This window comes from Tenggerimyces flavus (assembly GCF_016907715.1).
Lineage (GTDB): Bacteria > Actinomycetota > Actinomycetes > Propionibacteriales > Actinopolymorphaceae > Tenggerimyces > Tenggerimyces flavus.
Map to the genome: position 1 here is coordinate 4,324,921 of NZ_JAFBCM010000001.1, position 21,058 is coordinate 4,345,978.

At 70.0% G+C, this 21,058-nt stretch carries 21 protein-coding genes; 17 read left to right on the forward strand and 4 right to left on the reverse strand.

The genetic code is table 11. The features are described from left to right. Nucleotides 1–39: 39 nt before the first annotated feature. Nucleotides 40–381, reverse strand: a complete 342-nt coding sequence (locus JOD67_RS20205; RefSeq protein ID WP_205119152.1) for a hypothetical protein — start codon at nt 379–381, stop codon at nt 40–42. A gap of 114 nt (nt 382–495) precedes the next feature. Between JOD67_RS20205 and pheS the strand changes: the two genes are divergently transcribed. The 3 genes from pheS (at nt 496) to JOD67_RS20220 (ending at nt 5,378) form a co-directional block, all read left to right on the forward strand. Then, nucleotides 496–1,605 (forward strand): phenylalanine--tRNA ligase subunit alpha, encoded by a 1,110-nt coding sequence (gene pheS / locus JOD67_RS20210; protein ID WP_205119153.1) that lies wholly within the window; start codon nt 496–498, stop codon nt 1,603–1,605. Then, nucleotides 1,605–4,082 carry a phenylalanine--tRNA ligase subunit beta gene (pheT, locus tag JOD67_RS20215; protein WP_205119154.1) on the forward strand — a complete coding sequence of 826 codons (2,478 nt, stop codon included), beginning with the start codon at nt 1,605–1,607 and terminating at the stop codon, nt 4,080–4,082. Before pheS ends, pheT begins: the two co-directional genes overlap by 1 nt. A 414-nt stretch (nt 4,083–4,496) precedes the next feature. Next, nucleotides 4,497–5,378, forward strand: a complete 882-nt coding sequence (locus JOD67_RS20220; RefSeq protein ID WP_205119155.1) for an aminoglycoside phosphotransferase family protein — start codon at nt 4,497–4,499, stop codon at nt 5,376–5,378. On the opposite strand, the gene JOD67_RS20225 is transcribed toward JOD67_RS20220, so the two are convergent. Continuing rightward, complete coding sequence (locus JOD67_RS20225) at nt 5,375–6,337, reverse strand: helix-turn-helix transcriptional regulator (RefSeq protein WP_205119156.1); 963 nt, start codon at nt 6,335–6,337, stop codon at nt 5,375–5,377. The two genes, JOD67_RS20220 and JOD67_RS20225, sit on opposite strands and share 4 nt — an antisense overlap. Nucleotides 6,338–6,381: 44 nt before the next feature. Further along, nucleotides 6,382–6,738 carry a VOC family protein gene (locus JOD67_RS20230; RefSeq protein WP_205119157.1) on the reverse strand — a complete coding sequence of 119 codons (357 nt, stop codon included), beginning with the start codon at nt 6,736–6,738 and terminating at the stop codon, nt 6,382–6,384. A 93-nt stretch (nt 6,739–6,831) separates the two neighbouring features. On the opposite strand from JOD67_RS20230, the gene JOD67_RS20235 reads away from it, so the two are divergent. Both JOD67_RS20235 and JOD67_RS20240 read left to right on the forward strand, forming a co-directional pair. Next, nucleotides 6,832–7,719 (forward strand): SDR family NAD(P)-dependent oxidoreductase, encoded by an 888-nt coding sequence (locus JOD67_RS20235; RefSeq protein ID WP_205119158.1) that lies wholly within the window; start codon nt 6,832–6,834, stop codon nt 7,717–7,719. Continuing rightward, entirely contained in the window at nt 7,716–8,471 is a 756-nt protein-coding gene (locus tag JOD67_RS20240; RefSeq protein WP_205119159.1) for a permease-like cell division protein FtsX, read from the forward strand. Before JOD67_RS20235 ends, JOD67_RS20240 begins: the two co-directional genes overlap by 4 nt. Here JOD67_RS20240 and JOD67_RS20245 read toward each other — a convergent pair. Beyond that, nucleotides 8,459–8,659: a hypothetical protein gene (locus JOD67_RS20245; RefSeq protein WP_205119160.1), complete on the reverse strand. Its 201-nt coding sequence runs from the start codon at nt 8,657–8,659 to the stop codon at nt 8,459–8,461. The genes JOD67_RS20240 and JOD67_RS20245 overlap by 13 nt on opposite strands. A gap of 549 nt (nt 8,660–9,208) precedes the next feature. Between JOD67_RS20245 and argC the strand changes: the two genes are divergently transcribed. From argC to tyrS, 12 genes are all read left to right on the forward strand, one after another. Beyond that, on the forward strand, nt 9,209–10,240 hold the full coding sequence (gene argC, locus JOD67_RS20250; RefSeq protein WP_205119161.1) for an N-acetyl-gamma-glutamyl-phosphate reductase: 1,032 nt from the start codon (nt 9,209–9,211) through the stop codon (nt 10,238–10,240). After that, nucleotides 10,237–10,644, forward strand: coding sequence for an ACT domain-containing protein (locus tag JOD67_RS20255; protein WP_205119162.1), 408 nt, complete (start codon nt 10,237–10,239; stop codon nt 10,642–10,644). The genes argC and JOD67_RS20255 overlap by 4 nt, the downstream gene beginning before the upstream one ends. Nucleotides 10,645–10,674: 30 nt before the next feature. After that, a complete protein-coding gene (argJ, locus tag JOD67_RS20260) occupies nt 10,675–11,826 on the forward strand; it encodes a bifunctional glutamate N-acetyltransferase/amino-acid acetyltransferase ArgJ (protein WP_205119163.1) in 1,152 nt (383 codons plus the stop codon). Continuing rightward, nucleotides 11,823–12,716 carry an acetylglutamate kinase gene (argB, locus tag JOD67_RS20265; RefSeq protein WP_205119164.1) on the forward strand — a complete coding sequence of 298 codons (894 nt, stop codon included), beginning with the start codon at nt 11,823–11,825 and terminating at the stop codon, nt 12,714–12,716. Before argJ ends, argB begins: the two co-directional genes overlap by 4 nt. Continuing rightward, entirely contained in the window at nt 12,713–13,903 is a 1,191-nt protein-coding gene (locus JOD67_RS20270) for an acetylornithine transaminase (protein ID WP_307782470.1), read from the forward strand. The genes argB and JOD67_RS20270 overlap by 4 nt, the downstream gene beginning before the upstream one ends. Before the next feature lie 5 nt (nt 13,904–13,908). Further along, complete coding sequence (gene argF / locus JOD67_RS20275) at nt 13,909–14,826, forward strand: ornithine carbamoyltransferase (protein ID WP_205119165.1); 918 nt, start codon at nt 13,909–13,911, stop codon at nt 14,824–14,826. Next, nucleotides 14,823–15,350 carry an arginine repressor gene (locus JOD67_RS20280; RefSeq protein WP_307782471.1) on the forward strand — a complete coding sequence of 176 codons (528 nt, stop codon included), beginning with the start codon at nt 14,823–14,825 and terminating at the stop codon, nt 15,348–15,350. The genes argF and JOD67_RS20280 overlap by 4 nt, the downstream gene beginning before the upstream one ends. Next, a complete protein-coding gene (locus JOD67_RS20285) occupies nt 15,347–16,546 on the forward strand; it encodes an argininosuccinate synthase (protein WP_205119167.1) in 1,200 nt (399 codons plus the stop codon). The genes JOD67_RS20280 and JOD67_RS20285 overlap by 4 nt, the downstream gene beginning before the upstream one ends. Before the next feature lie 123 nt (nt 16,547–16,669). Then, nucleotides 16,670–18,088 carry an argininosuccinate lyase gene (gene argH / locus JOD67_RS20290; RefSeq protein WP_205119168.1) on the forward strand — a complete coding sequence of 473 codons (1,419 nt, stop codon included), beginning with the start codon at nt 16,670–16,672 and terminating at the stop codon, nt 18,086–18,088. Next, nucleotides 18,085–18,705 (forward strand): DNA-3-methyladenine glycosylase, encoded by a 621-nt coding sequence (locus JOD67_RS20295; RefSeq protein ID WP_205119169.1) that lies wholly within the window; start codon nt 18,085–18,087, stop codon nt 18,703–18,705. The genes argH and JOD67_RS20295 overlap by 4 nt, the downstream gene beginning before the upstream one ends. Nucleotides 18,706–18,714: 9 nt before the next feature. Further along, complete coding sequence (locus tag JOD67_RS20300) at nt 18,715–19,062, forward strand: VOC family protein (RefSeq protein WP_239553935.1); 348 nt, start codon at nt 18,715–18,717, stop codon at nt 19,060–19,062. Nucleotides 19,063–19,149: 87 nt separating this feature from the next. Beyond that, nucleotides 19,150–20,412, forward strand: coding sequence for a tyrosine--tRNA ligase (gene tyrS / locus JOD67_RS20305; RefSeq protein ID WP_205119170.1), 1,263 nt, complete (start codon nt 19,150–19,152; stop codon nt 20,410–20,412). The last annotated feature ends 646 nt before the right edge of the window (nt 20,413–21,058 follow it).

Sequence of the window (21,058 nt, forward strand, 5' to 3'; positions counted from 1 at the left end):
GAGCGGCATCGCGAGCACTGCCGACTTACGCCACAGGTCCTAGCGCCCCCGCTCGTAGTGGTCGCCGACCTCGAGCTCGGCGTACACCTGCTGCGTCACGCAGTCCTGGCCTGTTCTGCCGTTCTCGTTCTTGAACGTGAGGCGGTAGCACTCGGGCTCGTGTCGGAAGTCGGACGTGGTGCCGCCAGGGACCTGGCGGCAGGTCGTGGTCGGCGGGAAGCCACCCGAGGTCGTGCACTCCGTGGTCCACGTGGTCGTCCCGGGCGAGTACCGGTAGCCACCCTCTTCGAACCGCTTGCTCGTCACCGTTCCCGACGTGGCGCAACCCGCCAGGCTCGTCAGCAGCAAGCCGGCCACCGCCAGACCGAGCACCCTCCGCACAGCACTCAGCGTAACTCCGTGGCGACGCTCGTCCACAGCTAGCGACCACCACCGACAGGGCTCCCGGCACGCCTACCTAGACTCTCCGGGGAACCCCCTGTGCCGAGGAGATCGATGTCGGGCCCGAACAAGAACTACGACCCCGTCGAGGTCACGCCGCTGCATGCCGACGAGGTGGAGCGGATGCGCGACGAGGCGCTGGCCGCGATCGCGAAGGCCGCCGACCTCGACGAGCTGCGCGACGTACGCCTCGGGCACGCCGGTGACCGGAGCCCGCTCGGCCTCGCCAACCGGGAGATCGGCGCGCTGCCGCCGCAGGCCCGCAAGGACGCCGGCATGCGCCTCGGCGGCGCCCGCCGCGCCGTCAACGACGCGCTCGCCACGCGCCAACAAGAGCTCGAGCACGAACGCGACGAGCGCATCCTCATCGACGAGTCCGTCGACGTCACGCTCCCGTGGGACGGCGAGCCGCTGGGCGCACGACACCCGCTGACCACGCTGCAAGAACGCATCGCCGACGTCTTCGTCGCCATGGGCTGGGAAGTCTTCAACGGGCCCGAGGTCGAAGCCGAGTGGCTGAACTTCGACGCGCTCAACATCGCGCCCGACCACCCCGCGCGGACGACGATGGACACGTTCTTCATCGACCCGCCCGAGGCCGGTCTCGTCCTCCGCACCCACACGAGCCCCGGGCAGGCGCGGACGATGCTGTCCAAGCAGCCGCCGATCTACGTGGTGTGCCCCGGCCGTACGTACCGCACCGACGAGCTCGACGCGACGCACACGCCGGTCTTCCACCAGGTCGAGGGCCTCGTCGTCGACGAGGGCATCACGATGGCCCACCTCAAGGGCACGCTCGACCACTTCGCGCAGGCGATGTTCGGCGCCGGCCTCACGACCCGACTGCGCCCGTACTACTTCCCGTTCACCGAGCCGAGCGCCGAGCTCGACCTGCAGTGCTTCGTGTGCCGCGGCGAGTCGGTCGGCAACCCGGACCGCCCCTGCCGCACCTGCTCCAGCGAGGGCTGGATCGAGTGGGGCGGCTGCGGCGTCGTCAACCCGCGCGTACTCACCGCCTGCGGCATCGACCCCGAGCGGTACTCCGGGTTCGCGTTCGGGATGGGGATCGAACGGACGCTGATGTTCCGCAACGGCGTCGAGGACATGCGCGACATGGTCGAAGGTGACGTCCGGTTCACCCGGCCGTTTGGATGGGAGAGCTGATGCGGGTCCCGATCTCCTGGCTGCGGGAGTTCGTCGAGCTGCCGGAGTCCGAGACCGCCCGCGCTGTGGCGGACCGGCTGATCCGCGCCGGCCTGGAGGTGGAGGGCGTCGACGAGGTCGGCGCCGACGTCACCGGGCCGCTCGTGGTCGGCCGCGTCGTGTCGTACGAGGACGAGACGCACTCCAACGGCAAGACCATCCGCTGGTGCTCGATCGACGTCGGCGAGGACGAGCCGCGCGGCATCATCTGCGGCGCGCACAACTTCGCTCAGGACGACCTCGTGGTCGTCGCGCTTCCCGGCGCGGTGCTGCCGGGCGGCTTCGCGATCACCGCGCGCAAGACGTACGGCCATGTCTCCGACGGCATGATCTGCTCGCAGCGCGAGCTCGGCCTCGGCGACGACCACACCGGGATCATCGTGCTGCCGCCCGGCGAGGCCGATCCGGGCGCCGAGGCCGCGCCGATCCTGCTGCTGCGCGAGGACGTGCTCGACATCGCCGTCACGCCCGACCGCGGCTACACGATGTCGGTCCGCGGCGTCGCGCGCGAGGCGGCGACCGCGTACGACCTGCCGCTGCGCGATCCCGCTGCCGGCGCCATCAACGCGCCCACCGACGCCGGCTACCCGGTGCGCTCGGAGGACCTCGACGGCTGCCCGGTCTTCGCGGCGGTCGGCGTCACCGGTTTCGACCCGACCGTGCGCAGCCCGCGCTGGCTGCAGCGGCGGCTGCAGCTCGCCGGCACCCGGCCGATCTCGCTCGGCGTCGACGTGACCAACTACGTGATGTACGAGTTCGGCCAGCCGATCCACGGTTGGGACAGCTCGAAGCTGCGCGGCGGCATCGTCGTCCGTCGCTCGCAGCCGGGGGAGAAGCTGCTCACGCTCGACGGCGTGACGCGCGAGCTCGACCCCGAGGACCTCGTCGTCACCGACGACTCCGGCCCGATCGGGCTCGGCGGGGTGATGGGCGGCGACTCGACCGAGCTCGACCCGTCGACGACCGAGATCCTGGTCGAGGCGGCGTACTGGGACCCGGTCACGATCGCCCGCACCGCCCGCCGGCACAGGCTGCCGAGCGAGGCGTCCAAGCGGTTCGAACGAGGCGTCGACTCCTCCGTCCAGGCCCACGCCGCGCGCCGGGTCGCCTCGCTGTTGGTCGAGCTGGGCGGCGGGCGGATCGAGTCCGAGTCGGTGTTCGGGACCAGCCTCGTACCCCCGACCGTTCCGATCGCCGCCGACCACGCCGCGAAGGTCGCCGGGTACCCGATCGCGACCGACGTCTCGGTCAAGCGGCTGCGCGACGTCGGCTGCACGGTCGTCGAGCAGGGCTCGACGTTGCAGGTGACGCCGCCGTCGTGGCGGCCCGACCTCACCGACCCGAACGACTTCGCCGAGGAGGTGATCCGGCTCGAGGGGTACGAGGCCGTGCCCAGCGTGCTGCCGGTCGCGCCTCCCGGCCGCGGGCTGACCGCCGAGCAGCGCCAGCACCGGCTGATCGGGCGGCGGCTCGCGGGAGCCGGGTACGTGGAGATCCTCGCGTACCCCCCGTTCATCGGCGAGTCCGACTTCGACAAGCTCGGCCTCCCCGCCGACGACGCGCGGCGGCACGCGCTCCGGCTGGCCAACCCGCTGTCGGAGGAGGCGCCGCTGCTGCGTACCTCACTACTGCCGGGCCTGCTGGCGACGCTCCGCCGGAACGTCGGGCGAGGCGCGACGGATGTCGCGTTGTTCGAGACCGGACGGGTGTTCCGGCCCTCGCCGGGTGCGCAGCAGGTCGCGCCGCGGCTGCGCGTCGACCAGCGGCCGACCGACGCCGAGCTGGCTTCGCTCGACGCCGTTCTCCCCGCGCAGCCGGACCGCGTCGCGATCGTGGCGGCGGGGGAGCGGTACGCCACCGGCTGGTGGGGTGCCGGCCGCCCGTCGACCTGGGCCGACGCGATCCAGGCCGGCCGGATCGTCGCGTCGGCGTTGGGCGTGACGGTCGACGTACGTGCCGACGACCACGCGCCATGGCACCCGGGTCGCTGCGCCGTACTGCTCGTCGACGGTCGTGTCGTCGGGCACGCGGGGGAGCTGCACCCGAAGGTGGTCGAGGCCTACGGGTTGCCTGCTCGGACGGTCGCGATGGAGCTGCAGCCGGATCTGCTCGGGGTGTTGGACTCGACCGTTCCTGCTCCCGCTGTGTCGACGTTCCCGCCGGCGAAGGAGGACGTGGCGCTGATCGTTCCGGCGTCAGTTCCCGTCGCGGACGTCGAAGCGGCACTGCGCTCGGGAGCGGGCCCGCTGCTGGAGTCGGTGCGGCTGTTCGACGTGTACGTCGGCACCCAGATCCCCGACGGCACGCGGTCGCTGGCGTTCGCACTGCGGTTCCGCGCACCGGACCGCACGCTGACCGACACCGACGTCTCGGCCGCGAAGCAGTCCGCCGTCGACTCGGCCGCCCGCCGAACCGGCGCCGTCCAGCGCGGCGCCTAACCGAGGCCACCGCCGTTTGGATGAAGGGCACCTTCATCCAAACAGGCCAGCCTCCTCCACGCGCCCTCAACGCCCGTGATCATGAACGTGATCATGAAGCCGAACTGGTCGTATACGCCGGGTTCGCCTTCATGATCACGTTCATGATCACGGACCGGTGGCAGGTGGCGGGGGTTTGGGTCGGGGGCACCCTGGTCCCATAGGTTCGGACCAGGGTGCCCCCGACCCAGCCAGACCTCGCCACACCAGCACCACCGGCCACCACCCGCACCAGCCACCCCGCCACGTCTTGGATGAAGGGCACCTTCATCCAATAGGTTTGGATGAAGGTGCCCTTCATCCAACCAGGACAGCAGCCGGCGCGGCGCGTAACTGGGTGGCCTCACCCAGGGCCGCTCACTAAGGTCGTCCCTCGTGCCTGACGCCGATCCCCTCGCGCCCGTTGCCAAGCTCGACGTCGACCAGCTCCTCGCCGCGGTCCACTCCGCCGGCGTGGAGCTCGAGGTGACCGGACGCGCTGCCGAGGGAGAGGTCGGCGCGGCGTTCGTCCGCTGGCCGGACGGCCGGGAGGGCGTGCTCACCGGAATCCCCGGCGGACCGCTCGCCGGCGAGACTCGGCGGAACGCGTCGCTGCTCGAGCTCGCGCGCGACCAAGGCGTGCTCGTGCCCACGTACGACCTGGTCGTCGACGTACCCGGTGGTGGCGTCGCGATCGTGCAGCAGCGGCTGCCCGGATCGGTGCCAGCCGTTCGCGACAAGACGCTGGCCGAGGCGATGCTGGCGACGCTCGACTCGTTCGAAGGCGTGCTGGCCGAAAGGCCGGACGTCCCAGCACCGGAGCTCTACCTGCTGCGCAGCGGCCCGGGCTACTGCGTGCACGAGTCGCTCGAGGCGTTCAGTCCACGAACCCGCCGGCTGCTCGCCTGGGTCCGCGAGGTCGGCGCGGGCACGCCATCGACGATGACCGGCACCGATCTGGTCCACATGGACTACCACCCGGCGAACGTGCTGGTCGACGCCGCCGGACAGGTCACCGGCGTCGTCGACTGGGACGGCATCGGCCGCGGCGACCGCTGGTTCGGCCTGGTCAACCTGCGCTACGAGGCCGCCCCGGCCGGGTTCCCACCAGACGTGATCCGATGGCTCGACGGCCTCCTCGACGAACGCATCGACCCCGCCGTCCTCCGCCTCTACTGGGCGAGCATGAGCCTGCGCAGCGTCGACTGGGTGATCCGGCATTACTCGCCGGCCAACGTCGAGGACCGCCTCGACGTCGCCGAGTCGCGCATGACCTAGTCGACGTCGGCCACGGCCGCCAGCGCGCGTTCGCCGAGCTCGCGGGCGGCGGCGCGGATCTCGGGGCAGCCCAGGATCCGGTACGGCGCGGGAAGCTTCGCGAGCATCTCCGCGCAGTAGTACGGGTTGCCCGTCGTCCCCACCAGCCGCGTCGTCTCCTCGTCGACCGCCGTCAACGTCCCGAGCGTCCGCGGCAGCCAGCGTCGCACTTTCGCCAACGGGATGGAGATCACGACCTCGACCTCGTACTCCCACCCGACCGACAGATGCTCCTCGAGCATCGCGACCGGATCGAGCTCGGCCGGCGGGAGAAACGTGTGGTCGAGCGGGTCGATCGAACGGATCCGGTCGACCCGGTACGCCCGCGTCGCGTCCGAACGGCGGTTGCGGCACAACACGTACCAACGCCCGTGCCGAACGACGACCGCCCACGGCTCGACGTCCATCACCCACTCCGAGCCGGCCTCCGACTTGTAGTCCAGGCGGACGCAGCGGTGGTTGGAGCAGGCCTGGACAAGCGCGATCGTCGTCTCCGGATCGGGTCGGGCTGCGGAGTAGTCGGGCGCGGCGGCGGTGTTCCGGCGTACGGCCTCGGCCTGGGCCGCGACCGGCTCCGGCAGCGCCCGCACGATCTTGTCCAGCGCCCGGCCGACCAGCGTCGAAGGGTCGCTCGCGTCGTGGTGCCCGTCGAGGACGGCCATCACCAGGCCCAACGCCTCGGCGGCGCCGAACATCAGCGGCGGCAGCCTCAGCCCACGACCGACGCGATAGCCGCCGTACGGGCCACGCACCGACTCGATCGGGATGCCCGCCTCGCGCAGGATCCCGACGTACCGCCGCGCAGCCCGCTCGGTGACGCCGAGCTTGTCCGCGAGCCGGTCCGCGGTGATGCCCGGGCTGCTCTGCAGCAGCTCCAGCGCCAGCAACGCCCGCGCGGTCGGGCTGGTCTCGGCCCTCACGACAGCCTCCACGGATCCGGAAGTGACTCGTCCGGATTCAGAGGCTACTGCGAGCCGGCGACACCGATCAGGTTTCCCTCCGGGTCGGTGAACTGGCCGACGACCAGCCCGTTGCCCGAGGTCACCGGCCCGAACCGGCGGGTGCCGCCGAGCCGTTCCGCCGCGTCGAGTGCGTCACCGACGTTCGGCACGCCGACGTAGAAGACGACGTGCGGCTCGTACGCCGCGCCGCCACCGACCCCGCCGTAGATGCCGGCCTCGGTGAACCCGTAGCTCTCCGCCACCTCCTTCACCGGCTGCCCGCCGGTGTCGTACTGCCAGCCGAACAGCTCGCCGAAGAACGCGCGCAGCTTCTCCGGCTCGCGGCCGATGATCTCGAAGTGCACCACTGGATCGCTCATACCTAAGAGTCGGAGCGGCCAGTTGGATTTCGACAGCCCTCTTTGGCGCGGTCCGAGTCGCTCAGTTTCGCTGCGTCTGACACGGGGCCGGCAATGCCAAGCACTGCCACGTGGTGGGCGACGTGCGTGGTGGGCTGCTTCGACGACCCGGACCGCGCGGGTGCAGACTCTTCGATCATGGTCGAAGCCAGCAAGGTCGCCCTCGTCACCGGAGCCAGCCGCGGGATCGGGCGCGAGATCGCGCTCTCCCTCACCCGCCGCGGCCTCGCCGTCGGGCTGCTCGGGCGGGACGTCGCGGCGTTGGAGGCGGTACGCGACGAGTGCGGGCCTACTGCGAGCGTCGCGGTCGCCGACGTGACCGACGAGGCTGCCGTGCGTTCCGCCGTCGCCTCGGTCGAGCAGGTGCTCGGGCCGATCGACCTGCTGGTCAACAACGCGGGCCGGATCGAGTCCAGCGAGCAGTCGCTGTGGGAGACCGACCCGGCCGAGTGGTGGGCGGTGGTCGAGACGGATCTGCGCGGCCCGTTCCTGTGCTGCCACGCCGTCCTGCCCGGGATGGTCGCACGCCGCCGCGGCCGCATCGTCAACCTCACCAGCGGAATCGCGATCCGCGACAGCGACATCTACAGCGGGTACGCCGCGGCGAAGACCGCGCTGGTCAGGCTCACCGGCTCGATCGTCGCGGCCGCGGGGGAGTACGGCGTGACCGCGTACGACCTCTCGCCCGGCCACGTCGAGACGTCCATGACCACGTCGATGGCGATGCACCACGGCCGGACGTCGTGGACCCCACCAGCGGCGGTGACCGACCTCGTCGACGCGATCGCCGCGGGCCGCGCGGACGCGTTGACCGGCCGATACTTCCGCTCCGGCGCCGACGACCTCGAGTCCCTGTTGGCGAATGCCGACGCGATGACCGCCGCCGACGCCCGCACACTGCGACTCCGCCCGTATGGCGCCGACGACCCGCTCGCCCCATGAAGCTCGCGATCCTGCTCGGCCTGGTCGCCGGCCTCCTGGTCGGGTGCACGGGACCCGACTCGACCGTCGCGACCTGCCAGAACGCGGTGTCGGCGTACCTCGGCGCGGACGAGGACGTGCCGAGAGTCGTGGAGCGGCTTCGCGCCGACGACCGCTTCACCGACCTCCACACCGAGACCAGCGCCCGGGCGGCGAAGCGGCTCGCCACCTGGTACCCGGCCATGGCGCCTGTCGCGCAAGGTCGCACGGCTGCCGCGGTGCACCTCGCGGTGACCGATCCGGATCGCCGCCAGGACCGTGTCGAGGGACTCAACGCCATGCTGCGCGGCGTGGGAGTCGCCCGCCGGGCCGACTGTGACCAGAAGGACGAGGAACGCGGACGCCAGCTGGTCGAGTTCGGCGAGAAGCTGCTGTGCGGGCAGACGGTGAGCATCCGGTTCGCGCGCGACGAGGACCTGCGACCGGCGCTCGAGGTCGCTCGGAACAACGCACGCGTCCAGAAGGTCGCCGTGGTGTCGCGGGCGGAGGCGTTCGAACGTGCCAAGGAACTCTTCCGCGACCAACCCGATCTTGAGAAGGTCCTGACGCCCGAGGACACGTCCCCGTACCTGGAGGTCACGGTGGTCGACTCCGCCGACCCCAAGGCGGTAGGCGCCCAGCTCACCGGCATCCTCGAGGGTGCCGACCAGGCTCAGCTCCAGGTGTGCGTCACGGTCCCGCATCCGGTCGTCCCGGCGCGTCAGGGGCGATAGCGCTCCCACGAAGCCCCGGCGATCACGGGTGGCGTGTCGATCTCGGGCCTGATCGCGTGCCACGACGCCCGCCACTCACCCGGCGGACGCGCCAGGGTCGTACACACGTCGCGGGCAAGCTCCTCGGGTCCGCGACCGAGCCACGGCGTGTCGACGAAGATCTGATAGCCGTCGAGGTGGAGAGCCACGCGGAGGAACGCTGGATCTTCAAAGCTGTTGCCAGCCCAGCCCACTGTGAACCCGTGGGTGAGCAGGTGTAGCCGGTCCACGTTCTCCAGAACGAGCCGACCCGCGGTCCGCTCCGGCGTCTCCCACGACGTAACACCGGGCGATCGGCGAACGGAGCGGCTCAGGCGTCGCCTCCAGACGGTTCACCGGGATGAGGAGGTCGTACGGATCCATGCCGAGACCCGCGCCCGCGGACGTCAGCTCCACGTCGTTCACATAGACCCGCACCTCGAACCCGCCACCCGAGTCGGCGGACACGGGCGCGACCTCGAGGCGCAGTGAGTCGATTCAGTCACCACATCCCCCAACAACGGATACGGCCGGAGCAGGACAGTGCCCTGATCCGGCCGTACTTTCCCAACCCATTCCCGGGCGTCAGGGTAGGCCGGGGTCAATCTCATGTCCACGACCAGCCACATGTCGAAGACGATCTTCATCCTGGGCACACGAATGATCACCGCACGTATATCGCCTTGCATGACAATCCATCATCGGGAATACTCATGCACATGGGTATGAGGGCCGCGATCGCCGGCGCCAGCGGCTACGCGGGAGGCGAGCTGCTGAGGCTGCTGCTCCAGCACCCCGAGATCGAGATCGGCACCCTCACCGCGGGCAGCAACGCCGGCAGCAAGCTCGGTCAGCACCAGCCGCACCTCCTCCCGCTCGCCGACAAGGTCCTCGAAGACACCACCGCGGACACGCTGCAGGGCCACGACATCGTCTTCCTCGCCCTCCCGCACGGGCAGTCCGCGGCCATCGCGGCCCAGCTGCCGGACGACACGATCGTCATCGACTGCGGCGCGGACCACCGCCTGGAGAACGAGGAAGACTGGCAGCACTGGTACCAGAGCGACCACGCCGGCACCTGGCCGTACGGTCTCCCAGAGCTCCAAGGCCAGCGCGAGAAGCTCAAGCAGGCAAAGAGAATCGCCGTCCCCGGGTGCTATCCCACCGTCGCCACACTCGCCCTCGCCCCGGCCATCCAAGCCGGCATCGCCGACGCCGACGACGTGGTGATCGTCGCCGCGAGCGGTACGTCTGGCGCCGGCAAGAGCCTCAAGCCGAACCTGCTCGGCAGCGAGGTCATGGGCGCGGTGTCCGCGTACGGCGTCGGCGGCACCCACCGCCACACCCCCGAGATCATCCAGAACCTCGGCAAGCTCACCGACGAAGCCGTCACAGTGAGCTTCACCCCCACCCTCGCTCCCATGCCGCGAGGCATCCTCGCCACCTGCACGGCCAAGGTGAAAAGGGGCATCGATCAAGGCAGAGCGAGAGCCGCCTACGCCGCGGCCTGGGCCGGCGAGCCGTTCCTGCACCTGCTCCCAGAAGGCACCTGGCCCACCACCGCGGCCACCCTCGGCGCCAACACCCTGCACGCACAGGTCACCGTCGACGAGCGAGCGCAAAGACTCGTCGCCGTCGCCGTGATCGACAACCTCACCAAGGGCACGGCCGGCGGCGCGATCCAGTGCATGAACCTCGCACTCGGCCTCCCCGAGACCACCGGCCTCCCCACGACCGGGCTCGCGCCATGACCCAAGAGCGCAGCTGGTCCCTCCGCCGCTACGCCACGCCCGTCGCGGTCTGCAGGCTCGCCCCCGACGCCGACGTCCCCCAGTGGGCCAATGCGCCGACGCCGCTCTCAGCGATCGTCCGTACGGCGAACGAGCTCTCCCTCGTCTGTGCCGCCGACGCCGTGCCGAGCCAGGAACGCATGCTCGGCCCGTACGTCGCGTACGAGATCGCCGGCCTGCTCGACCCCGACCTCGTCGGGGTGCTCGCCGAGCTCCTCGAACCCCTCGCCGAGGCGAGCATCAGCGTCCTCACGGTCTCCACCTTCGACACCGACTGGGTCCTGGTCCCCGAACGCCAAGCCGACGCCGCCGACACCGCCTGGCGACGACGGCGTCACACGGTGCTCGACCACATCCCCGCCTGAAGAGACCAACCCCGAAAGGGAATCACCACCGTGAGCGTCACCGATCCGAAGGGTTTCCGCGCCGCCGGCGTCACCGCCGGGCTGAAGCCGAGCGGCAAGCCCGACGTCGCCCTCGTCGTCAACGACGGCCCGTCGTACGCGGCCGCCGCCGTCTTCACCCTCAACCGCTGCAAGGCCAACCCCGTGCTGTGGAGCGAGACCGCCGTCAAGGACGGAACGGTCAAGGCCGTCGTGCTCAACTCCGGCGGCGCCAACTGCTACACCGGCCCGGCCGGCTTCCAGAACACCCACGCCTCCGCCGAGCTCGTCGCCGAGAAGCTGGGCATCGGCGCGATCGACGTCGTCGTCTGCTCCACCGGCCTGATCGGCGAGCAGTTGCACACCGAGAAGCTCCTGAACGGCATCGCCGAGTCCGCCGACAAGCTCGCGACGACCGGCGGGCAAGATGCGGCGACCGCGATCATGACCACCGACACCGTCTCCAAACAGTCCACGTACGTGGGCGAAGGCTGGTCGATCGGCGGCATGGCCAAGGGCGCGGGCATGCTCGCGCCGTCCCTGGCCACCATGCTCGTCGTCATCACGACCGACGCCGACGTCGACCCGGTCACCGTCGACCTCGCGCTGAGAGCAGCCACCAAGCAGACGTTCGACAGGCTCGACTCCGACGGCTGCATGTCCACCAACGACACGGTCCTGCTGATGGCCAGCGGCGCCAGCGGCGTCAAGCCGCCGTACGACGCGTTCGCCCAAGCTGTCAAGGAAGTCTGCCACGGTCTCGCCCAGCAGCTGATGTCCGACGCCGAGGGTTCCGACCACGACATCGCGATCGAGGTCGTACACGCCGCCAGCGAGGACGACGCGGTCGAGGTCGGCCGTTCGATCGCCCGCAACAACCTGTTCAAGTGTGCGGTGTTCGGCAAGGACCCCAACTGGGGCAGGATCCTCGCCGCCGTCGGCACCACCAACGCCGCGTTCGACCCGGCCACGTTGGACGTCGCGTTCAACGGCGTCTGGATCTGCAAGAACGGCGAGCCCGGCGAGTCCCGCGACAAGGTCGACTTGACAGACCGCGAGGTCACCGTGACCGTCGATCTCAAAGCGGGCAACGAGACCGCGACGATCTGGACCAACGACCTCACCCACGCGTACGTTCACGAGAACTCGGCCTACTCCACATGAGCGCCTACGAAGCCGCGCTACACAAGGCCGCGATCCTCACCGAGGCATTGCCGTGGCTCGAGCGCTTCCACGGTAAGACGGTCGTCGTCAAGTACGGCGGCAACGCGATGACCGACGACAAGCTGAAGAAGGCGTTCGCCGAGGACATCGTGTTCCTCCGCTACGCCGGCCTGCGCCCGGTGATCGTGCACGGCGGCGGCCCGCAGATCAGCTCGATGCTCGACCGGCTCGGCATCGAGAGCGAGTTCCGCGGCGGCCTCCGCGTCACCACGCCCGAGGCGATGGAGATCGTCCGTATGGTGCTCGTCGGCCAGGTGGGGCAGGAGCTGGTCGGTTTGGTCAACGGGCACGGCCCGTTCGCGGTCGGGCTGTCCGGTGACGACGCCGGCCTGTTCACCGCCGAGCGCCGTGGCGCGCTGGTCGACGGCGAGACCGTCGACATCGGCCTGGTCGGCGATGTCGTCAAGGTTCGTCCCGAGGCCGTCGTCGACCTGATCGACAACGGCCGCATCCCGGTCGTGTCGAGCGTCGCGCCCGACGAGGACGGCCTGGTCCACAACGTGAACGCCGACACCGCGGCGTCCGCGCTGGCGGTCGCCCTGGAAGCAGAAAAGTTGGTCGTGCTCACCGACGTCGAGGGCCTCTACCGCGACTGGCCGGCGAGCGACGAGATCATCACCGAGATCGAGGCGAACGAGCTCGCCGAAATGCTCCCGTCACTCGCGTCGGGCATGGTGCCCAAGATGGAGGCCTGCCTGCGCGCCGTCCGTGGGGGAGTCTCGCGCGCGACCGTGATCGACGGCCGCGTACCCCACGCACTGCTGCTGGAGATCTTCACCGATGAGGGCATCGGCACCCAGGTCCACCCATCCAAGAAGGAGGCATCGTGACCGCGTACGACGAGCTGGCGCAGCGCTTCGACGCGGCGCTGATGCCGAACTACGGCACGCCGCCCGCCGCGCTCGTCCGCGGCGAGGGCGCGACGGTGTGGGACGCCGACGGCAACCAGTACCTCGACTTCATCGGTGGCATCGCCGTGACGTCGCTCGGCCACGCGCATCCCGCGATCGTCGAGGCAGTCTCGAAGCAGGTCGCGACGATCGCGCACACCTCGAACCTGTTCCTGCACGAGCGCGAGATCGAGCTCGCCGAGAAGCTCAAGTCCCTGTTGGGCTACGAGGGCAAGGTGTTCCTCGTCAGCAGCGGCACCGAGGCGAACGAGGCCGCGTTCAAGCTGGTCTGGAAGCACGGCAAGGCGAACGGCCGAAACTTTCTGGTCTCGACCGAGAACTCCTTCCACGGCCGCACGATGGGCGCGCTCGCACTGACCGGCAAGGCGTCGATCCGCGAGCCGTTCGGGCCGTACGGCATCGACGTGCGGTTCGTCCCGTACGGCGACACCGACGCGCTCAAGTCGGCGGTCACCGACGAGTGCGCCGGCGTCTTTCTCGAACCCACCCAGGGCGAAGCAGGCGTCGTCCCGCCGCCCGCGGGCTACCTCACCGCGTCGCGCGAGATCTGCGACGCGACCGGCACCACGCTCGTGCTCGACGAGATCCAGAGCGGCATCGGCCGTACCGGAACGTGGTTCGCCCACCAGCACGAGAACGTCAAGCCGGACGTGCTCACGCTCGCGAAGGGGCTCGGCGGCGGCATGCCGATCGGCGCGTGCATCGGCGTCGGACCGTTCGGCGACGCGTTCGCGAAGGGCGACCACGGCTCGACGTTCGGCGGCAACCCGGTGTCCTGCGCCGCCGCGCTCGCCGTGCTGGACACGATCGAGAACGAAGGCCTGCTCGCGAAGGTCGTCGAGCGAGGCGACCAGCTCACCAGCGGCATCGACGCGATCGACCACCCGCTGAAGAAGGGCGTACGAGGCCGCGGCCTCTGGCGCGCGATCGTGCTGACCGACGCGAAGGCACCGCAGGTACAGGCCGCGGCGCAGCAGGCCGGCTTCCTCGTCAACGCGCTCCAGCCCGACGCCGTCCGCCTCGCCCCGCCCTTCGTCGTCACGCCGGAGCAGATCCAGGCGCTGCTCGACGCGCTGCCGGGCATCCTCGACCAGGCAGGGGAGTGAGAGCGATGCCGAAGCACTTCCTCCGCGACGACGACCTCACCCCGGAGCAACAGGCCGAGGTGCTCGACCTCGCGGCGGCGTTGAAGAAGGACCGGTTCGCCGAGCGCCCGCTCGAGGGCCCGAAGACGGTCGCGATCCTCTTCGACAAGCCGACCTTGCGTACGCAGGTCTCGTTCACCGTCGGCGTCTCCGAGCTCGGCGGCTATCCGATGGTGGTCGACTCCAGGCTCGCCCAGATCGGCGTCAGGGAGTCCGTCGCCGACACCGCACGCGTGCTCGGCCCGCAGGTCGCGGCGATCGTGTGGCGTACGTACGGGCAGGAACGCATCGACGAAATGGCGGAGTACGCCGGCGTGCCGGTGGTGAACGCGCTCACCGACCAGTTCCACCCGTGCCAGATCCTCGCCGACCTGCAGACGGTCAAGGAGCACAAGGGAACGCTGAGCGGTCTCACGTTCACCTACCTCGGCGACGGCGCCAACAACATGGCGCACTCGTACCTGCTCGGCGGCGCGACCGCCGGCATGCACGTGCGGATCGGCACCCCGAGCGCGTTCCAGCCCGACAAAGCGATCTTCGCCAAGGCGAAGGAGATCGCCGAGCAGACCGGCGGATCCGTGCAGGTCGCCGACGACCCCGTCGGCGCGGTCGCCGGCGCCGATGCGGTCGCGACCGACACCTGGGTCTCGATGGGGCAGGAAGGCGAGTCTGAGCAACGCGCCCGGCCGTTCCTCCCGTTCTCGCTCTCCGCGAAGTTGCTCGGACGCGCGAAGCCGGACGCGATCGTGCTGCACTGTCTGCCCGCGTACCGCGGCAAGGAGATCGCCGCCGAGGTCCTCGACGGCGAGCAGAGCGTCGTGTGGGACGAGGCCGAGAACCGCCTGCACGCGCAGAAGGCCCTGCTGACGTGGTTGCTCAGGTGAGTACGCATCCCGCCACGAAGACCGCGCGGCAGCAGTACATCGTCGAGGTGCTGTCGCGGTACTCGGTCCGTTCGCAGCCCGAGCTCGCCGACAAGCTCGCGGAGGCGAGCATCGCCGTGACCCAGGCGACGCTGTCCCGCGACCTCGACGAGCTCGGCGCGGTCCGCGTGCGCAACCCCGACGGCGTGCTCGTCTACGCCCTCCCCGGCGAGGGCGGCGACCGGCGGCCGCGGGCCGTCCCCAACCAGCCGAACCAGGCCGAGTCCCGGCTGGCGCGAGTGTCCGGCGAGCTGCTGGTCTCCGCGGTCGCGTCGGCCAACCTCGTGGTGCTGCGGACGCCGCCGGGCGCGGCGCAGTTCTACGCGTCCGCGCTCGACCACGCCGAGGTCAACGCCGTACTCGGCACGATCGCCGGCGACGACACCGTTCTCGTCGTCAGCCGCGACCCCGACGGCGGCAAGGCCGTCGCCGAACGCCTGCTGTCCCTAGCGCGCAAGAACCGACCGAAGGAGCAAGACAAGTGACCGAGCGCATCGTGCTCGCCTATTCCGGTGGGCTCGACACCTCCGTGGCGATCGGCTGGATCGCCGAAGAGACCGGTGCCGAAGTGATCGCGTGCGCGGTCGACGTCGGCCAGGGCGGCGAGGACCTCGACACGATCGCCGCGCGGGCCAAGGCCTGCGGCGCGGTCGAGGTGTCCGTCGTCGACGCCAAGGACGAGTTCGCCGAGCAGTTCTGCATGCCCGCCATGCAGGCGAACGCGCTCTACATGGATCGTTACCCGATCGTGTCGGCACTGTCGCGGCCGCTGATCGTCAAGCACCTCGTGGCCGCGGCCCGCCAGCACGGCGCGTCGACGGTCGCGCACGGCTGCACGGGCAAGGGCAACGACCAGGTCCGGTTCGAGGTCGGCGTCGGCGCGCTCGCGCCCGACCTGAAGGTGATCGCCCCGGTCCGCGACTTCGCGTGGACGCGGGAGAAGGCGATCGAGTACGCCGAGAAGCGTTCGCTGCCGATCGACGTGACGAGGAAGTCGCCGTTCTCAGTCGACCAGAACGTGTGGGGCCGCGCGGTCGAGACCGGCTTCCTCGAGGACCTGTGGAACGCGCCGACCAAGGACGTCTACGACTACACCGAGGACCCGACGCAGTGGAAGGCGCCGGACGAGGTCATCGTCACGTTCGACCGCGGCCTTCCCGTGGCGATCGACGGCGACGCGGTGACGCCGCTGCAGGCGATCCAGCTCCTGAACAAGCGCGCCGGCGCGCACGGCGTCGGCCGGATCGACATGGTCGAGGACCGTCTCGTCGGCATCAAGAGCCGCGAGGTGTACGAGGCACCGGGCGCGATGACGCTGATCACCGCGCACCACGAGCTGGAGAACGTCACGGTCGAGCGCGACCTCGCCCGCTTCAAGCGCCAGGTGGGGCAGCGCTGGACCGAGCTGGTCTACGACGGGCTGTGGTTCTCGCCGCTGAAGTACGCGTTGGACGCGTTCCTCGCCGAGTCGCAGCAGCACGTGTCCGGCGACATCCGCCTCGAACTGCACGGCGGGAACGCGGTCGTCAACGGGCGCCGCAGCGAGAAGTCGCTGTACGACTTCAACCTCGCGACGTACGACGAGGGCGACTCGTTCGACCAGTCCTTGGCGAAGGGCTTCGTCGAGCTCTGGGGGCTGCCGAGCAAGATCGCCGCCAAGCGCGACCAGTCCGACAGCTAGCCGCCGCCAGGGTGGGCCAATGATCATGTTTACATGGTCATTGGCCGCTCTACGTGGTGTAGACGCCACGTGACGTACGCGCAGGCCGTGTAAACATGATCATTGGCGACACCATGGAGTGACGTGACTGAGCAGCAGGAGCCGACCAGGCTGTGGGGCGGCCGGTTCGCCGGCGGTCCGTCGGAGGCGCTGGCCAGGTTGTCGAGGTCGGTGCACTTCGACTGGCGGCTGGCGCCGTACGACCTCCGCCAGACCGGCGCGCACGCCCGCGTCCTGCGGAACGCCGGCCTGCTCACCGACGACGAGCTGGCCAGCGTCGAGGCGGCCCTCGCCGAGCTCGGCGAGGGCATCGCGTCCGGCGCCGTCCAGCCGTCGCCGGACGACGAGGACGTGCACACCGCGGTCGAGCGCGAGCTGATCGAACGGCTCGGCCCGCTCGGCGGCAAGCTGCGCGCCGGCCGGAGCCGCAACGACCAGGTCGCGACCGACTTCCGGCTCTACCTGCGCGACCAGGTGGCCGCGATCGCCACCGAGGTCGTCGCGCTGCAGGAGGCGCTGCTCGACCAGGCCGAACGGCACGCCAGCACGGCCGCGCCGGGCTTCACCCACCTGCAGCACGCGCAGCCGGTCTCGTTCGGCCACGAGCTCGGCAAGCACGTCCAGTCGCTCGCCCGCGACGTCGACCGGCTGCACGACTGGGTCGAACGGAACGCCGTCTCGCCGCTCGGCTCGGGCGCGCTCGCGGGCTCCTCGCTGCCGCTCGATCCCGAGTCCGTCGCCAAGGACCTCGGCTTCCACAGCGCGGCCGCGAACTCGATCGACGCGGTGTCCGACCGGGACTTCGTCGCGGAGTTCCTGTTCTGCACCGCGATGCTCGGCGTGCACCTGTCGCGGCTGGGGGAGGAGTACTGCCTCTGGGCGTCGACGGAGTTCGGCTGGGTACGGCTCGACGACGCGTACTCCACCGGGTCGTCGATCATGCCGCAGAAGAAGAACCCGGACATCGCGGAGCTGGCCCGCGGCAAGGCCGGCCGGCTGATCGGGCACCTCACCGGCGTGCTGGCGATGCTCAAGGGGCTGCCGTTCGCGTACAACCGCGACCTGCAGGAGGACAAGGAGCCGGTCTTCGACACCGTCGACCAGCTGCTGCTCGTGCTGCCCGCGCTGACCGGGATGGTGGCGACGAGCACGTTCGACGCCGAACGGATGGGCGCCGCGGCGACGACGGGCTTCGCGCTCGCGACCGACATCGCGGAGTGGCTCGTGCGGCAGGGCGTGGTGTTCCGCGACGCGCACGAGATCGCCGGCGCGTGCGTGCAGGAGTGCGAGAAGCAGGGCAAGGACCTGCCCGACCTCACCGACGCGGAGCTGGCGGCGATCTCGCCGCACCTGACACCGGACGTACGCGAGGTGCTCACCGTCGCCGGCTCGATGCACTCGCGGTCGGCGCTGGGCGGGACGGCGCCGGAACGCGTGGCCGGCCAGCTCGGCGACCTGCGCGGCGACCTGGTCGAGGCACGGACCTGGATCGCCCAGCTGTGACCGTCGACCGCGCGGTGCTGGACCGCCCGGTCCTGCGGGTGGCGCCCGCGTTGTTGGGATGCGTGCTCGAGCACTCGACGCCCGAGGGCAGAGTCGCCGTACGGCTGACCGAGGTTGAGGCGTACGACGGGCCGAACGACCCGGGCTCGCACGCCTACCGCGGGCAGACACCGCGGAACGAGGTGATGTTCGGGCCGCCGGGCTTCGTGTACGTCTACTTCACCTACGGCATGCATTGGTGCATGAACCTCGTCTGCGGTCCGCCCGGCACGCCGTCCGCGGTACTCGTCCGCGCCGGCGAGGTGGTGGAGGGGGAGGCGCTCGCCCGTACCCGCCGTACCTCGGCGAAGGCGGCGCGCGACCTGGCCCGCGGTCCCGCGCGCCTGGCGCAGGCGCTCGGGGTGGCGAAGGAGCAGAACGGGTTGGACGCGTGCGACGTGGCGTCGCCGCTCCTGTTGCTGCCTGGCCGGCGGGTCCCGAAGGCGCGGATCCGTACGTCTGGGCGGGTCGGGCTCGCCGCCGCGGCCGACCGGCCGTGGCGGTTCTACGTCGACGGCGAACCGTCGGTCTCGCCGTACCGGCCGCACGTCCCGAAGCGGCGCTCGGCTACCGCCTAGGTTGGGGTCATGGCGAGCAGGATCACCGAGCTCATCGTCGGCAGCCGGGAACCCGAGCGGCTGGCCGCGTTCTGGTGCGAGGTCCTGGGGTACGTCGTCGTGGGCCGGGCGGACGGCGACACCGTGATCGGACCGCCCGACGGATCCCAGGGCCTTCGGTTGATCTTCAGCCGTACCGATCCGACGCACCCCGACCTCAGCCCGGTCGACCGCGACCAGGACGCCGAGCTGGAACGGCTGCTCGCGCTCGGCGCGGCCCCGGCGGACGTCGGCCAGACGGGGGAGGAGCCGTGGCGCGTGCTCACCGACCCGGACGGCAACCTGTTCTGCCTGCTCCGGAACCGCGTCGCGGACTGACCAGGGAGAACCCGTTTCGCATGTGACCGAGGTCTCGGGCAGGCTTGGGCCTACACAGTCCGTACGTAGGAACCGAGAGGACATCTGGTGAACGACATCCTGGACGAGCTGCACTGGCGTGGCCTGGTCGCGGAGTCGACCGACGAGGCCGCGCTTCGTTCCGCACTCGCGTCGGGAACGCTCACCTATTACGTCGGCTTCGACCCCACCGCGGAGAGCCTGCACCACGGCAACCTCGTGCAGCTCGTCACCGCGCGGCGGTTCCAGCTGGCCGGCCACCGACCTTTGATCCTGGTGGGGGGTTCGACCGGACTGGTCGGCGACCCGAACCCGGACCGGGAGAGGCAGCTGCATCCGCCAGAAGTCGTGGCCGGATGGGTCGAGAAGATCAAGACCCAGGTCTCCCGGTTCGTGTCGTTCGACGGTCCTAACGCGGCGACGGTCGTCAACAACCTCGACTGGACCGCGCCGGTCACCGCGATCGAGTGGCTGCGGGACATCGGCAAGTTCTTCCGGGTCAACAAGATGATCCAGAAGGAGGCCGTGAAGGCGCGGCTCGAGTCCGAGATCGGGATCGGCTACACCGAGTTCAGCTACCAGATCCTGCAGGCGTTCGACTACCTCGAGCTGCACAGGCGGTACGACTGCGTGCTGCAGTTCGGCGGCAGCGACCAGTGGGGCAACATCACCGCAGGGGTCGAGCTGATCCGGCGTTCGGACGGGGATGTCGTACACGCCATGGCGACGCCGCTTCTGACCCGTGCTGACGGGAAGAAGTTCGGCAAGAGCGAGGGCGGGTTGACCGTCTGGCTGAGTCCCGCGCTGATGTCGCCGTACGCGTTCTACCAGTTCTGGTTCAACACTCTCGACGCTGACGTCGCGCACTACCTGCGGGTGTTCTCGTTCAGGTCGCGCGAGGAGCTCGAGGAGCTGGAGAAGGCTACCGTCGAACGTCCACAGGCCCGAGAAGCCCAACGCCTGTTGGCCGAAGAGCTCACGACACTCGTTCACGGGGCTGACGAGACCGCGAAAGTCGTGGCCGCTTCGGCGGCGTTGTTCGGGCGCGGGACGTTGGCGGAGATCGATCCGGCGACGTTGGACGCGGCGTTGCGAGAAACGCCACACGCGTCACTTCCGTCGCTCGCGTCGTACGTGGACCTGTTCGCGGCGACCGAGCTCGTCGCCAGCAAGTCCGCGGCGCGCCGAACGATCGACGAGGGCGGTGCGTACGTGAACAACGAACGGGTAACGGACCCGGATGCGACACCGACGTCGGACGATCTCCTGCACGGCAAGTGGCTCGTGCTGCGCCGCGGGCGACGCAACGTCGCTGGCATCTCTCTGGAATAAGGATCACCGGCGTGAGCCCGCGCCAGACGGAGAGCGCGGTGAACATCCTGCGCGGCAAGTGGCTCGTGCTGAGCTGTGGGCGACGCAACGTCGCCGGCGCGTCTTTTTGAAATTCTGTTGCGATCCGCAGGCCGCTGACCTGGGCGAACGTCGTCTAGTTCGCTCGTCGGCGGCCTGCGAGCCACATCCGTGTCGTTTTCGATTTGACTCTGCCGAACCCCGTACGTATGGTTCTCTACGCCTCGCCGAGAGCGCGGGACACCGCAAGGTGGCCGGACCGGTGAGGAACCCCATCCGAACGAGACTCGATCAAGAGCGTTTTGCGCCCTGGATCAGGATCGCGAAGAGGGGGGCGGGCCGAGACAGACCCCGATTTGATCGGGGAACGGATCACCCGCTAAGGTTCCAAACCTCACCGAAACGCAGGACATCGCAAGATGGCCGGACGGTGAGGAACCCACTCCGAACGGACCTGATCAAGAGCGTTTTACGCCCTCGATCAGGATCGCGAAGAGAGGGGCCAGGAGAGCAAGACCCCCGATTTGGTCGGGGAGCGGATCACCTGGTAGCGTTCCAAACCTCGCCGAGAGCGCGGGACACCGAAGGGTGGCCGGCCTGGTGAGAACCTCCTCCAGAACGATCTTCG